The 13,249-nt window shown below is 63.7% G+C and carries 12 protein-coding genes and 1 pseudogene; 8 read left to right on the forward strand and 5 right to left on the reverse strand.

The window, feature by feature from the left end; genetic code table 11:
• Positions 1–5 precede the first annotated feature (5 nt).
• Entirely contained in the window at positions 6–1,460 is a 1,455-nt protein-coding gene (locus RGE_RS09240; protein ID WP_014428093.1) for an efflux transporter outer membrane subunit, read from the forward strand.
• A 21-nt stretch (positions 1,461–1,481) separates the two neighbouring features.
• Here the strand turns inward: RGE_RS09240 and RGE_RS09245 are convergent, their stop codons facing one another.
• Together RGE_RS09245 and RGE_RS09250 are read right to left on the reverse strand one after the other, a co-directional pair.
• Positions 1,482–1,970, reverse strand: coding sequence for an RNA polymerase sigma factor (locus RGE_RS09245; protein ID WP_014428094.1), 489 nt, complete (start codon positions 1,968–1,970; stop codon positions 1,482–1,484).
• 17 nt (positions 1,971–1,987) lie between these two features.
• Entirely contained in the window at positions 1,988–2,593 is a 606-nt protein-coding gene (locus RGE_RS09250) for a hypothetical protein (RefSeq protein WP_014428095.1), read from the reverse strand.
• Here RGE_RS09250 and RGE_RS23610 point away from each other — a divergent pair.
• Positions 2,571–3,074 carry a helix-turn-helix domain-containing protein gene (locus tag RGE_RS23610; RefSeq protein ID WP_081528222.1) on the forward strand — a complete coding sequence of 168 codons (504 nt, stop codon included), beginning with the start codon at positions 2,571–2,573 and terminating at the stop codon, positions 3,072–3,074. The two genes, RGE_RS09250 and RGE_RS23610, sit on opposite strands and share 23 nt — an antisense overlap.
• 558 nt (positions 3,075–3,632) lie before the next feature.
• On the opposite strand, the gene RGE_RS24020 is transcribed toward RGE_RS23610, so the two are convergent.
• A complete protein-coding gene (locus tag RGE_RS24020; RefSeq protein ID WP_014428098.1) occupies positions 3,633–4,574 on the reverse strand; it encodes a hypothetical protein in 942 nt (313 codons plus the stop codon).
• A gap of 312 nt (positions 4,575–4,886) precedes the next feature.
• Positions 4,887–5,291 carry a hypothetical protein gene (locus RGE_RS24025; RefSeq protein WP_014428099.1) on the reverse strand — a complete coding sequence of 135 codons (405 nt, stop codon included), beginning with the start codon at positions 5,289–5,291 and terminating at the stop codon, positions 4,887–4,889.
• 670 nt (positions 5,292–5,961) lie between these two features.
• Between RGE_RS24025 and RGE_RS09260 the strand changes: the two genes are divergently transcribed.
• From RGE_RS09260 to RGE_RS09280, 6 genes and pseudogenes are all read left to right on the forward strand, one after another.
• The gene (locus RGE_RS09260; protein ID WP_014428100.1) at positions 5,962–6,585 is read left to right on the forward strand and encodes a tyrosine-type recombinase/integrase; all 624 of its coding nucleotides are present in this window, start codon (positions 5,962–5,964) and stop codon (positions 6,583–6,585) included.
• A 228-nt stretch (positions 6,586–6,813) separates the two neighbouring features.
• Entirely contained in the window at positions 6,814–7,434 is a 621-nt protein-coding gene (locus RGE_RS23615) for an HAD-IA family hydrolase (protein ID WP_014428101.1), read from the forward strand.
• Positions 7,435–7,734: 300 nt separating this feature from the next.
• Positions 7,735–7,827: a K(+)-transporting ATPase subunit F gene (gene kdpF, locus RGE_RS09265; RefSeq protein WP_043783957.1), complete on the forward strand. Its 93-nt coding sequence runs from the start codon at positions 7,735–7,737 to the stop codon at positions 7,825–7,827.
• Positions 7,824–8,431, forward strand: a pseudogene (locus RGE_RS23620) (potassium-transporting ATPase subunit KdpA). The gene kdpF and the pseudogene RGE_RS23620 overlap by 4 nt, the downstream one beginning before the upstream one ends.
• An 85-nt stretch (positions 8,432–8,516) precedes the next feature.
• Entirely contained in the window at positions 8,517–10,265 is a 1,749-nt protein-coding gene (locus RGE_RS24030; protein WP_014428104.1) for a LysM peptidoglycan-binding domain-containing protein, read from the forward strand.
• A 728-nt stretch (positions 10,266–10,993) separates the two neighbouring features.
• Positions 10,994–12,703 (forward strand): M20/M25/M40 family metallo-hydrolase, encoded by a 1,710-nt coding sequence (locus RGE_RS09280; protein ID WP_081528224.1) that lies wholly within the window; start codon positions 10,994–10,996, stop codon positions 12,701–12,703.
• Positions 12,704–12,880: 177 nt separating this feature from the next.
• Here RGE_RS09280 and RGE_RS09285 read toward each other — a convergent pair whose 3' ends face one another.
• Positions 12,881–13,243 carry a hypothetical protein gene (locus RGE_RS09285; protein ID WP_014428107.1) on the reverse strand — a complete coding sequence of 121 codons (363 nt, stop codon included), beginning with the start codon at positions 13,241–13,243 and terminating at the stop codon, positions 12,881–12,883.
• Positions 13,244–13,249: the final 6 nt, after the last annotated feature.

Here is a 13,249-nt window from a genome sequence, read left to right on the forward strand (position 1 = left end):
CCGCCATGCAGGCATCGTCTCATCGCACGCGGCGGCGGCAGGCGCTGCTGGTCGTCTCGCTGCTGGCGGGCGTGTCGGGCTGCACGACGGTAGGCCCCGACTATCGGGCGCCCGCGTTGGAGCTGCCTGCGCACTGGATCGAAGCCGAGGCCACGCTGCCAGGCGGCGACCACGACGGGCTGCGCCGGTGGTGGCGCTGCTTCCAGGATCCCTTGCTCGACAGGCTGGTCGATCAGGCCTTGGCGCACAACCAGGACCTGGACATCGCCATCGCGCGCCTGCGCCAAGCACGCGCCGAGCGCGTGCAGGTCGCGTCTGCCGCCAGGCCCCAGCTGTCCGTCGGCGCTGGCGGCGAGGCCGTGCGCGGCAGCAAGGCGCTGGCTACGCAGGCGGGCGGCCCGGCGCGGACCTGGCAACTGGGTTTGGACGCCAGCTGGGAGCTGGACCTGTTCGGTGGCACGCGCCGGGCGGTCGAAGCTGCCGACGCCGGCATCCAGGCGCTGGCCGAAGACCACCGCGCGCTGCAGGTGAGCCTGGTGGCCGAGCTGGTGTCCGGTTACGCGGCACTGCGCGCCACGCAGCTGCGGCTGGCCATCGCACGCGAGAACGTGCGCACGCTCGCCGAAGCCGAACGATTGGCCGAACGCGCGCACCGGGGTGGTCTGGGCACCGCGGCCGAGCTGCTGCAGGCGCGTGCCGAGCGCGAAACGGCCGAGGCGCAGCCACCGTTGCTGGAGGCCGACGTCGCCCGCCTCAGCCATGCCATCGGCGTGCTGGCGGGCGGCTTTCCCGGCGACTGGCGAACGGCCCTGGCCGAGCCCGCGCCGGCCCTGCCCACGGCTGCAGACCTGCCGCTCTTCCTGCCATCGGAAGTCATGCGCCAGCGCCCCGATCTGCGGGCCGATGAGCGGCGCCTGGCGGCCGCCACCGCGCAGATCGGCGTCGCCGAGGCTCGACGGTTTCCGGCCTTCCGGCTGCCGCTGGGCATCGGCAGCACGGCGAGTGCGATTCACGATCTCTTCTCGGGTGCCAGCCTGGCCTGGTCGGCCGCGATGCAGGGCAGCCACTCCGTTTACGACGCAGGCGGCGCGCATGCCGGCGTGACCGCCGCGCAGGCCGGTGCCGACGCGGCGAGACGGGTTTACGAGCGCGACGTGCGAGCGGCGCTGCGGGACGTCGAAGACGCCCTGACGGCACGGGCCAGCGAACGGCAGCGGCAAGCCTCGCTGCGGGAGGCCGTCTCCGACAGCCAGCAGGCCCTGGACCATGCGACCCGCCTGTATGCCCGCGGCCTGAGCGCCTACCTGCCGGTGCTGGTCGCGCAGCGCAGCGCCAACCAGGCGCGTGACGAGCTGGCCCTCAGCCAACTGGCCGAGTTGAATGCCCTGATCGGCCTCTACAAGGCGCTGGGTGCCGGATGGGCCGACACGGACGATCTGGTGGTGGGGCGTGTGCCCTGACCGCCGCCGCCCTGCCGACGGCTACCACCCCTCCATCCAGGTCGTCAGCTGAAGCAGCGCCTTGGCGATGTGATGCTCCACCGTGCTGGTGCTGATCTGGCAGCGCCGGGCGATCTCCTGATGGCTCAGGCCTTCGATGCGCTGCGCCAGGAAGACCTCGCGCGTGCGCGGGCTCAAGCGCGCCAGGCAGACGCTGAGGCGGGCGAAGCGTTGGCGGGCGAGCAGCACCTCCTCGGCGGTGGGCGACATGTCGACGAGCACCACGTCGTCGAGCAGCACTTCCGTGCCGTGCGCCAGACGCGAGCGGTAGGCGTCGATGGACAGGTTCATGGCCGCCCGCATCAGAAACGCCTCGGGCTTGTCGACCGGCTGCTCGCGTGCGTAGCAGGCGAGGCGGACCCAGGCGTCCTGCAGCAGGTCTTCGGCTTCGTGCTCGGTGCGGCCGCGGCGCATCAACGCGGCCTTGACCCGTGCCAGCACCGCGCGCAGGTCGTCAGCCATCGAGGTCATGAGGTCCAAGGCCGCCCTCAGCGGCCCGGTGCGGCGCTGGCCGCCGCCGTGCCGCCCGAGCGGCGGGAAGCCCGCGCGGCGTGCTCGGCGTCGAGGCGGCGTTCCAGCCGCCGCCATTGGCGCTGCAGGCTGGCGAACGCCGCCTCGGCGCTGTCGAAGCGGCCGCCTTGGCGGCGCGCTGCGCGCAGCATGGCGGCGTGCAGGCGCTGGGCGACGTCGTCGGACTTGTCCAGCAGGCGTTTCGTACGAGGCGGCAACACCGGCTCGGGCGCGGATGCGTCGCGCCAGTGCACGACCTTCGTGACCTCGGCATCTGCGATGGCGGCCGGTGGGGCGCCGCCCGGCACGACGGCCCATTCGATGCGTTCGGCGCCCCGCGTCCACAGCTCGGACAGGATCTCGGGCCAGGCAATGTCGCTACCACCGGGGACGGACCATGCGCCGAGCAGCGCGTGGTGGCCGTCGGCGTGGGTGGCGACGGCCCACATCAGCGACGCAAGAACGAGGTCGGCGTCCTTCTCGGCCTGCGCCGGTGGCAGCTTGAAGTGAACGACGACATAGCGTCGGCACAGAGCGAGCGGCTGCCATTCCTCTGGCCCGATGGACGAATGGACCTTGATCATCGAAACGTCCTCCAACTCGCTATGTGTGGGCGTCTTGATTGCGCTGCGCCACGGTCGCTTGGCAGGAAGGATTTGCGAGGCCTACAGCGCTGGTGACTGCGCGCAGATCGCAACGGGTCAAGCGGTCGTCTATGTGCGATCTTCGCACATCACAAGACGCAACGGAAGCTTCAGGCCCAATCCCCAGGCGCCGATGCTCTCGTTCCCGCACTCCGATCAGTACAAGCACTTCGTGGCCGAGCTACGCGCCGCCCGCGAGGAGGCCGGCCTCTCTCAGGCGGAGCTTGCGACCCGCTTGGCAGTAGACCGGACCGTGATCACGAAGGCAGAGGGAGGCGTGCGCAGGCTGGACCTGATCGAGCTGCGCGCCTGGTTGATCGCGTTGGACGTCGAGCTGCTGGCCTTCGTTGGGCGGCTGGAAGACAGGCTCGAACGGCACGCGGAGCCGACGCAGCCGACGCGGGCGCGCAGAGGACGGTAGTTCGGGAAGAGGGCAGTGGCGCGTTGCGTCCGTCGCTGCGCGGTCTTGCTTCGGTTCGATCGGCCGATGTGCAGCGGATGCTGTCGCAGGCCGCCGGTGGTCGCCCTCACGATGACCGCCGTCTTGCGGTCATTCGATACAGCGCAGGCGCATCCGACTGAGTGTCCGGAGTCGGCGTGCTGCGGACACCGCCGAGCGCCAGTCGGCACGTGATCGCGACAGACCGCTTGCCAACCGCATGAACTGGCGGTCGCGACCCTGAGCCGGCATCGGCTACATAAAGAATCCCGCCCCGAAGCAGCCTGTCGGATCCGTACCGCCCATCGAAGGAAATTTTCACCGCAGCGGATACACGGAGGTACCCACACACATGGCCTCCGAGTGGCCGTCGGCCAACAGCGCAATTGGGGGCTCCCGCAGCGGGGCTCACTAATCCCCGCTTCTGTGGACAGCACAAGACGGCACCGCGACTCAGCGTTCAATATCGCGGTATCCTGCGTCCTAACTAGCGGATCCGGGTAAGACGCCAGCACTTGGGGCGATTTATCGATTGAAAGTTCAACTTTGAGGCGAGCCGTCGACAACCTCACGATACGCGAGAAGTAGCTGTTGTGCCGAGCACTCCCATTTACTGGCGACTCGCTGCTTTGCGCGATCATCACTGTGGCCGTGTGCAAGAACTAGACGTCCAGACAAAATTTCCGAGACGGACTCGTCAACGACCGCGCGGGCAAACTCGATCACCCTTAGAAATAGGTCGTTAGCGGCAGGCAGGCATTTGAATAATTGAGCCCTGTTCCCTTCGCGAAGCCATTCGTGCAAACAAGGATTAGCCGCGACCGCCAAAACTCGGTCCATTTCGATACTCAGGCAGTGAAACAGCTCAAAAACTTCGAGGGGAACATAACCAAGCTTAAAATCCCACGAATCTAGCCAGCTAAGATGCGCCTGAGATATTAGCTGCGGCATTACGCGGCGAGCATGCAGCAGCGAATCCGCGCAGTCATTCGGCATGGACTGACGGGCAGCAATCGTCTTGGCCTGAGCGACCAGGGACGGAAAAATCCTCAGCAGCGTCTGTTCCGGGATAAAGTCCAAGTTTTCGAGATCAGACCAGTAGCGGATATGAACTTGAAACGAGCCTTGGCTACGCCTGTAGGTGAAACCGCCAGACTTCATAATGTCTTGTACTGACGTGTGTTTCGCGGCAGTCGTTAGGATCACGTAGTGCTGGATCGGCCCAGGGTAGTCATTGGACTTCGCCAGTTCCTTCTCTATCTCGGCCCTGGTAAGTGATCGAACGTTCCAGCACTTCGACTGCCCCACGATCCCGAAGTTATTGCTAGCGGGAACTAGGTCGACCCCCCCCTGCGCTTGCCCCATGCTGCCATATACGCAATATGGCATATCAATGTCATGGTTCTGTAGGACAAAATCCCGCATCCAGTAGCACCCAATATCCTGGAAATCTTCCCAGCTGTTAACAAGCAGATCCCTCATGACGTTGTCCTCTAGCAGTGGTTGTTGGGTGGACCACAGTTCACCTTTAAGCCATGGCCTCGCCGCATAGCTCCCGCATGCCTCAAAACAGAGGTCGTACAGCCTACTCTACAGCCGCCGTTCATGAGTGACGGCTAGTGGCCGGGTACCGTCGCTCTCCCTCCTCTCTGGTCAAGCACCTCGGGAGAGCAGATCGGCCATCGTGTAACTGGCCACCATTCAGGATCGCACGACGGCTCTAGTATCTAGGCTTCGTCTGGATGAGGCAGGGGTGCCTTCATTTTGCTCAGATAAGCGTAATGCGCGGAAATGTCAGTTGAGATCGTCGGCTGGACTGTCGTCATAAAGCTCCGTAAGTCGTTGGTTTGCCAGTTTCGATGCTGGCGTCCCAATCGAGTCTGCAAGGGCTTCCTCAAGAGGAATGATGATCTTCGGGAGGATCTCCAACTCTCGTCGGCGCCAATACATGTACACCCACCTACGCTGATAGCCGCCCTCGTCATGTATGGCTTTAAGAAGGCCGTAGAACTGCCCGACCCTTCGCCGATGATGATCAATGGTATTTTTCACGAAGCCTGAATAGGCCTCGCCTTGAAGCTTGCCGGCGGCTTCCAGGTCGGCCGCTCTTTGCTGCTTGTATCGCTCAGCAAGGGTGGACGGGTCCACCGCATAAAAGGCCCAAAGATGACTTATCGCAACGTACATCTCTGTCGACATGTAGTCATTCAACGTAGGCCAGAGAACTTGAAACTTTACCGACGCCTGTGACGTTCTGTTGGCCACATCGGAGCGATTAAGCGCGTGCTTGGCGTATAGGGCGGAGAATGCCGACGCAAGGAACGACATTATAGATACCGCTATCGTCAGTTTTTCGTTAGGTGTCATATTTAAGAGACTTGTTCATGAAGATGTCTATGATGGCGATACAGCGACGCCGATCCGTTAAATCCGCTCTTCGACTACCTGTGCCTCGAGCTGAGCCACGCTTTCAAGGGTGATCGTTTTGTCACAGTTGGGTTTTGGGCGCGCTGCCAACGGCGACGCGGTTGCAAACACTCTAATCACAGACTGGAAGAAGGATTTGGCGATTGCGGCCTAGCAAACTGTGCTACGTCCGCTGACCCGAAGTATGCATGGCCGCATAGCTAACGATGCTGTCTTTGCTGGATTAAGCCGCGTCTTAACCGCCATCGAGAACCAGACTTAGTCAACGTTGGTGAACGACCCCTTCTTGCCGGGACCGCCTGTAACCAAGCGCGCCCGAAAGCGGCCAGTCGCTGAGCGGCGCGTCGCTGAGTCCGCCGGCCTCGCGCTCTTGCGCAGGTGCAACGACATCGAGAGGTCGAAGGCGGATCTTGGTTGGCCCACAACTTGATGGGAGCTCATCATGGAAGCCAACGCCACCGTCGTTCATCGCGAACCTTGGAACAAGGGCAAGATCGTCGGGCAGAAGGCGCCGTTCAAGCTCAAGGACATCTGGGCCCTGCGGGTGCGCCTGCAGATGGAGGGCCGGGTACGCGAACTCGCGCTGTTTAACCTCGGCATCGACAGCAAGTTGCGCGGCTGCGACCTCGTCGGCCTCAAGGTCCGCGACGTCTGCCATGGAGACCAGGTGGCAACGCGGGCCATCGTGATGCAGCACAAGACGCTGCGACCCGTGCAGTTCGAGATCACGCCCGCGACCCGGGAAGCACTTCAGGCCTGGATCCAGCAGGCCGGGCTGAGGTCCGAGGACTTCCTGTTTCCAAGCCGTATCCACGAATCGCCGCACCTGGGGACCCGCCAGTACGCGCGCATCCTCGGTCGCTGGGTCGATGACCTCGGCCTGGATCGCGCGGACTACGGCACGCACTCGATGCGGCGCACGAAGGCGACCCTGATCTACCGGCGCACGAAGAACCTCCGGGCCGTCCAACTGCTGCTCGGTCATTCCAAGCTCGAGTCGACCGTGAGGTACCTCGGCATCGAGGTCGACGACGCGCTGGAGATCTCGGAACAGACTGAGATCTGAGTGCGTCCGGAGCCGATCGCCGCGCCGCCAAGTCCAGCGGCCTGGTGAAGGGGCGATCGGCGACTTACGGGTGCCGCGCCGTGCGGGCGGTCCCGGCCAGGAGCGGTTGGTCGCGAGGTTCCGTTCTTGGGGTGCGAACCCTTGATGCATAGAAAGCGTCGCCACGCCGAGCAGCTTGAGAATTCTTCCTACGACTCTGTGCGGTTGCGTGCTGTTGAACTCTGGCGTATGAAAGCTGAAGATTTGGCGGGCGTCCGGGCTGTTGCCTTCGACATCGATGGAGTTTTGGTTGACATTCGCTTCCCGATCGTGCTTCCAGGCGCTTTAGGGATCAGCGCCGATCAAGCGCTCGAATTTTTCGACGGTCCTTTCCAGAAGTGCCTGCTAGGATCAGAAGACCTCAAGGATGTGCTTCCTCCGTTCCTGCGGGCGTGGCGGTGGCCGGGAACTTACGAAAGCTTCATCGAGTTTTGGTTTCGCGAAGAGTCGCATATAAATCTCCCGATGCTCCAGGTTGCGCGGAGGTTCCGGAAAGCTGGAATTACGTGTGTTCTGGCATCAACTCAAGAGCATCATCGAGCTCGCAACCTAGAAGGACTTCTCCAGTTAGGTCATATATTCCAGCATGCCTATTTCTCATGTGACTTGGCACTGCGGAAGCCGGACCCTCGGTTCTTCAAATGTGTGGCAAGTCAACTTGCTCTTGAGCCAGATTCAATATTTCTTATCGATGATCAATGTGCAAACATTGAGGGTGCGCGGCTGGCTGGCTGGCGTGCCGCACTCTATCGATCTGAGGCAGATATCGAGGATGTCCTGCGAGCTTGTGGCGCCTCGGATGGCGACTGATACATGCTCAGTATTCAGTGGCACCAAACGGCCACAAGCAGGCGTCCAATTGTCATCCCGTAACCGGTCGTCCGCGCGACGTCTCGACTTGCCGCGCCCCCTGCGGCCCCGGAAGATCCTTGACGAAAACCTGATGCGCCAGCGGCGGATCTAGGCGGTGGCTTGACGCGGTTCTGACGAGCATTCCTTCCGTTGGAGGAACGCATGGACATCGTCTATCTCGTCGCGGCTCTCGCGCTGTGGCTCGCCGTCGCCGGCCTGACGCTGGGTTGAACGGCTCGGGAAACGCCGGAGCGCTTCATGAGCGGCTGGCACTTCGCCGGGGCCCTGCTCGCGCTCGGCCTGCTGGTCTATCTCGTCGCAGCGTTGCTGCGGCCGGAGGACTTCTCGTGACGGCCGCCGCCTGGCTGCAGTTGGCCGCGTTTGTCGCACTGCTGCTGCTGCTCATCGCATGGCCGCGGGGCCGCGCGATCGGGGCCGTCGTCCAGGGCCGCTTCGCGCTGGGCAGCCGCCTGGAGGCGCCGCTGTACCGCCTGGCCGGCGTCGACGTGGAGCGCGAGCACGGCTGGGTCGGCTACGCGCTCGGCCTGATGCTGTTCTACGGCATCGGTGTACTCGCCGTCTACGCGGTGCAGCGGCTGCAGGCGGTACTGCCCTTAAACCCCCAAGCGCTACCCGCAGTCTCGCCGACTCGGCGTTCAACACGGCCATCAGCTTCGTCACGAACACGAACTGGCAGGGCTACGGTGGCGAATCGACGATGAGCTACCTGACGCAGATGCTGGCGCTGACGGTGCAGAACTTCCTGTCCGCGGCGATCGGCATCGCCGTCGTCGTCGCGCTGGTGCGCGGCTTCGCGTGCTCGTCGACACCGAGAGGGCAAACACGTTCTCGTCCAGCTTCGATGCCGAGAAACACAATAGTCATGGACGGCCGGGTGGAGGCTTCGATTGCGCAATCCCATGGTCGGGCCTGCCTGCCGGCCGTCTTTGCCTGAGGGATGGACACTATGGGGATGTCCCTGTCATTCGTTGGGCCGCACAGTCAGCATCCTTGCGTGCCGTTGACAGGAGCGTGTGCACATGACCATCAAAAAGTCCGTAGTTTGGATTGTGCTGGCGATCTCACCGATCTATGCCAGCGCAAACAAGTGCAGCGCCATTCTGGCGAAGCAGGGAGCCTTCAATACGCTCGTCAAATACTCGTCAAGGACATCGGAGAATCAAACATATGAGTGGCTAAAGACCGTCACGTGGCAAGAGTTCAAGAAGAGACAGGACGCAGGTCTCAGAGTGATGTTGCCAATGGATGGGCTGCCAGTTGACCTCGATGGTAGCTATACCCACGAGGAGTTCGAAAATTTTAGGCAGGCACGCGACCAAGGGCGATTGCGCCGCTTTACCGAAGATGAGTTTCAGCGGACAGTTAGGAGCTCGGCTTCCCCTGAGATTGTCAAAGAGTGGGGAAAATGCGTCCGATCGCTTCAAGCCAGAGGCCTAGTTTGCACAGCGGAGGAGGATAGTCGCGTCCCGGGTAATGTCGTAATCTTCAATGCTCGCTTCTTTCGTTTCGTAGAAGGCGATCAATCAGAAGTAAAGGTAGCCAAGACTGCCGGACTGGTGATTTCCGGCGGCACGCCAATCGCGAATCCGCTAACCCCAGGCGCCGTGGTTCCTTCAGGAGGGATCGACATTCAAATTCAACGGGACGGCAAGAAGGAAATCATCGTTACTCTGAACACTGAAAAGCACGGGACCTGCGATTACCCGGTGAAGTTTGCGGCAGTCCCTGATCAGTATCCCCCTTTTGAAATTCGGCAGTTCTCATCCACTGGGGCCGTAGCGCCGTATCCGCGTGCATCGGTCAGCCTCCCGACTGGGTACAAGCTGATCGGCGGCGGCGGACAAACAAACTGGCGCGGTTACGGCAGCCTACTAGTGGCCAGTCAGCCAATCAATCAGAATACGTGGGCTGTTCTTGGTAAAGAGCATATGTCTCCAGATGCGACCGACGCAACTGTCTGGGCGATTGGAATCAACGATCCGAAGGACTACTGGGATGTCAAAGTCGAACAGCGCTCGGTGGTGGTAGGCGAGGCTTCGGCCGGAGAAATAACTGTAGACTTACCGGCTGACTATACCCGAACGGGGGGAGGTGCCGCCGCAGAAGCAGGAGGACAAGGCCGCCTGCTAACCGGGTCGTATCCGGTGGGAGATAACAGTTGGGGCGCTCGCGATAGCGATCACTTTATTAAGCAAGGCGGGACGCTTACTGTGTTTGTTATCGGCATTAAGCCGAAGTTTGGCGCTTCACCTGTTGCCCAAATAAAAACCACAACGTCCGCCCAAGTTCCTCATCCCACGACCGAGGCTACGCTTGATGCCGATCATGTTTTAACCGGTGGTGGCGCACGTGTTGTCCCATGTAATCCGGGCAATCTTCTAACTGCCTCTGCTCCAAGAGGTGACAGAACTTGGCGAGCGGAGGCAAAGGATCACTACGCCTCCTGCCCTTCGACAGTCGAGGCGTGGGTTATCGGGTTGAAGGCCCCGATGGGCTCAATATTGATCGAAGGGGGCACTCCAGAATTGTCCGCCGTCGCGTTCACGGGAACTCACGCTCTATCTGTAAGTGCGGCACCTGGATTGCGCAGACTCGATACCTCCCCCACGCTCCCAGTACGCCGCACCTACATCGCTATGCCGGGCGATACATGGCGATCTCTATCGATGCGCTTCTACAAAACACCCGATCCCACGGCGCTCGCCGCAATAAACCCTACTATCGAAGGATTCATAAAGCCAGGTCAAAGGCTCCAGATCCCACAGTAAGGCAGTCGAACTGTTCAATGCGCGTTGCGCGCCGGGAAGGGTGCCAACCGACTGCTGAGTGTGAGCGGCGCGGATTTCTGCTGCCGGCCGAGTCATCGTCGCCACAAGTCGCGGCTTCCTGGACGCGAGACGCTTAGCGATACGGCCGGGTCGTAGGGCGGCTTCCGGCGCCCTCGAAGGGCGGTTGAGGGTCGGCAGGGCCAGTTCGCCGTCGGCGAGAGCTGCCGCTGGCCGGGTGAGAGGTGGCCCGACAGGTTCGCCGACCTGATCGCCCGTACGACGGCTTTCGAAGGCACTGCGGCCAGCCGCCCAAACGGGCACTGGATGGCGGGTTCTGGCAGTCGCCGCCGTTCAGCGCTCGGATCCTGGGTGACGGCACCCAGTCTTTAGATGCCCCACGCTCCAGAAGCACCTGCGGCGCCGTTTGCCAACTAGTTCGGCCCCACGGCGCCATCACTAGCCGCCCCCTTGCATCCCGTCGGCTCACGCCCCCTGCCTGCCGAGCTCGATCCCGCGCCGGCGTAGCCGAAGAAGCCTCGATAGTCGAGCGAGACACGCCGGCCGGTGCGCGGCGCGGCGCCAGCCGCCGGGAGTCCGGCCCCAGGCCCAGAAGTCGCGACGCGCCTCCCCAACTCTGCTCCCGCGGGCGAGTGGTGCAGGAGCCGGGCTTGCCCGGACTTGGCATACGGCGAGCCATGCGCGCTGGCCGGACTTCCGGGGCTCAGCAGATGAATCTCAAGCTCTTGCGCTCAGCGGGCTGGGCGGTTGCCGTCGTCGTGTTCTTCCTCGGCTGCAGCGACTCGGGCGACGACGGCCGTTCGTATCTCGATCGAACGCTGGACAGGCAGTTCGTCCCCGAGACCAGCCACCTCGTCACGCTGCAGACCTACCGGACGGACGAGCCCGACAGCGAGCAGCGCATCGTCGACAACCTGACGCTCGCACGCGACTACCTGACGGGGCTGGCCGAGGAGTTCAACCAGGACCAGCGCACGCTGAAGCTCGAACCCTTCGAGTGGCGCCGAGACGGCCCGACGCAGACGCAATGGGTGTTCGGCTTCCGCCTGGGCAACGGGCCGAAGAAGATCGCGATCCTGACGCACCTGGACACGGTGCCACCCGGCAATGCCGACTGGCGGCCCTTCGAGCCGCGCACCGAGAACCGCGACTACCGCGGTGCATCGCAACCCTTCCTCGTCGGCCGCGGCGCGGTGGACGACAAAGGCCCGTCCATCGTCGGCTTCACCGTGCTGCGCGCGCTGGCCAAGCTCTACGACGGCACCGACTCGCTCGACGGGGTGACGGTCGAACTTATCTTCGACACCTCGGAGGAAACCGACTTCTCGACGGCCTACTACTTCGAGCAGTTCGGGGTGCCGGATTTCGGCATCGTCTTCGACGCCGTCTGGACCGTGCGCGCCGAGAAGGGCATCGAGCGCCCGGTTTTCACCGTGCCGCTCGGCACGCCACCCGCCAGCGGGATGTACATCGAGGCCTTCGACAGCGCGCCGGGCGCCACCAACCAGATCCCGGACACGGTGACCGCGCGCATCAACGGCAACGACCCGGCCGCGCTCGACAATCTGGCGGCCGGCATCGCCGCCCTCTATCAGCAGTACGGCTTCGACGATCCCCAATACCGGCGCGCGCCGCTGCAGGTGTCCCGCGACGGGAACGTGGTCGTGCTCAGCGCGGCGGTCATCGGCGCACAGCACGGTTCGGTGCCGGAAGAGAACCGCGCGCAAGGCGCCAATCCGGTGGTCTCGCTGTCGAACTTCCTCGCCCATCTGGCCGACGACGGCACGCTGGCGCCGAACGGCGTGGCGCGCCTGCTGCAGTTCATGGCCTGGGGCTGGGGCACGACGGTCTTCGGCGAGAAGCACCCCGATCTGCTCGAACGCCACGATCAGGTCTTCGAGCAGGGCAACGGCACGACCTACGCGCTGACACGCGTCACGACGGGCCCGCAGGACGTGTCGCTGCGCATCGACATCCGCTACGCGCTCGGCCATCACGCCGTGGCCTGGGACGGCACGACCGAAGGCCAGTTGCCGGGCGCGAGCATCTTTCCCGATGTCTTCGCCCAGCTGGTGAGCCGCTTTCAGCAGGATGACCCGGGCACGGCCGTCACGGTGAGCACCGCGACCGCGGCCTCGCCCGACGTGCGCGACCCCCAGAGCCCGCGCTTCCAACGCATCGGCGACGCCTACCAGCGCGCGACCGGCACGCCGATGCCGCTGGCCGCCATCGGCGGCGGCACCGATGCCAAAGGGCAGCTCAACCTGGTGGCCGGCGGCGCGCTGTTCACGCTCGGCTTCGGCCCCCCGATCAACTTCCACGGCATCGACGAAGGTGCGCCGATCGAGGACCTGAAGCTCAGCGCACGAATCCTCTACCAGATCATGCGCGAAGAGATCGCAGCCAAGACCGGCTCCTGACCGAAGGGCCGTGGGTGCCTGCCGGGCGGCGGCGTTCAACTCCAGCGCGCAGATCAGCGCCGATTAGGCCCCGACGTTCACCACCGCACTGGCGCCGCCGAAGCCGTCGCAGGGCTCGTTTGACGGCCAACAGCCGGCGCGTGATCGCGACCGAGCGCTTGCCAACCGCCTGGAGTCTCAGCGGCGCGCCTGCCGCGCCGCGGCCAGTTCGTCCTCGAAGTCGCAACTGGCCACGCTGCGCAGGCCGTGCGCATCGAGGCCGTTCAGCAGCCCGGCCAGCGCCGCGACGAATGCGGGCTGGACCATGTCCGCGTCCATCGGCTCGATCTCGAGGTAGACCGGCCAGCGCAGGAAGTCGTCGGCGGCATCGGTGGCCTTCGAGCCGGGCTGGCCGTTGTCGAAGATGTCGACCCTCAACCCGGCCACCTGCGCGCCGCGTCGCTCGAAGCGCTGGCCGGTGGCCGCGCTGATCGCGGCCTTCGCGGCGGCGCTGTCGGCGGCACCGGCCAGGTAGACCTTGCAGTAGAGATCGTCAGACATCGGCGG

The organism is Rubrivivax gelatinosus IL144, assembly GCF_000284255.1.
Classification (GTDB): Bacteria; Pseudomonadota; Gammaproteobacteria; order Burkholderiales; family Burkholderiaceae_C; genus Rubrivivax; species Rubrivivax gelatinosus_A.

What these genes read in the sequence shown, in the direction of transcription:
- RGE_RS09245 (WP_014428094.1), bottom strand. Translation starts at nt 1,970, where the DNA reads ATGACCTCGATGGCTGACGACCTGCGCGCGGTGCTGGCACGGGTCAAG.
- RGE_RS24030 (WP_014428104.1), top strand. Translation starts at nt 8,517, where the DNA reads ATGACCATCAAAAAGTCCGTAGTTTGGATTGTGCTGGCGATCTCACCG.
- RGE_RS23615 (WP_014428101.1), top strand. Translation starts at nt 6,814, where the DNA reads ATGAAAGCTGAAGATTTGGCGGGCGTCCGGGCTGTTGCCTTCGACATC.
- RGE_RS09260 (WP_014428100.1), top strand. Translation starts at nt 5,962, where the DNA reads ATGGAAGCCAACGCCACCGTCGTTCATCGCGAACCTTGGAACAAGGGC.
- RGE_RS09280 (WP_081528224.1), top strand. Translation starts at nt 10,994, where the DNA reads ATGAATCTCAAGCTCTTGCGCTCAGCGGGCTGGGCGGTTGCCGTCGTC.
- RGE_RS09285 (WP_014428107.1), bottom strand. Translation starts at nt 13,243, where the DNA reads ATGTCTGACGATCTCTACTGCAAGGTCTACCTGGCCGGTGCCGCCGAC.
- RGE_RS09250 (WP_014428095.1), bottom strand. Translation starts at nt 2,593, where the DNA reads ATGATCAAGGTCCATTCGTCCATCGGGCCAGAGGAATGGCAGCCGCTC.
- kdpF (WP_043783957.1), top strand. Translation starts at nt 7,735, where the DNA reads ATGAGCGGCTGGCACTTCGCCGGGGCCCTGCTCGCGCTCGGCCTGCTG.
- RGE_RS23610 (WP_081528222.1), top strand. Translation starts at nt 2,571, where the DNA reads ATGGACGAATGGACCTTGATCATCGAAACGTCCTCCAACTCGCTATGT.
- RGE_RS24025 (WP_014428099.1), bottom strand. Translation starts at nt 5,291, where the DNA reads ATGTCGACAGAGATGTACGTTGCGATAAGTCATCTTTGGGCCTTTTAT.
- RGE_RS09240 (WP_014428093.1), top strand. Translation starts at nt 6, where the DNA reads ATGCAGGCATCGTCTCATCGCACGCGGCGGCGGCAGGCGCTGCTGGTC.
- RGE_RS24020 (WP_014428098.1), bottom strand. Translation starts at nt 4,574, where the DNA reads ATGAGGGATCTGCTTGTTAACAGCTGGGAAGATTTCCAGGATATTGGG.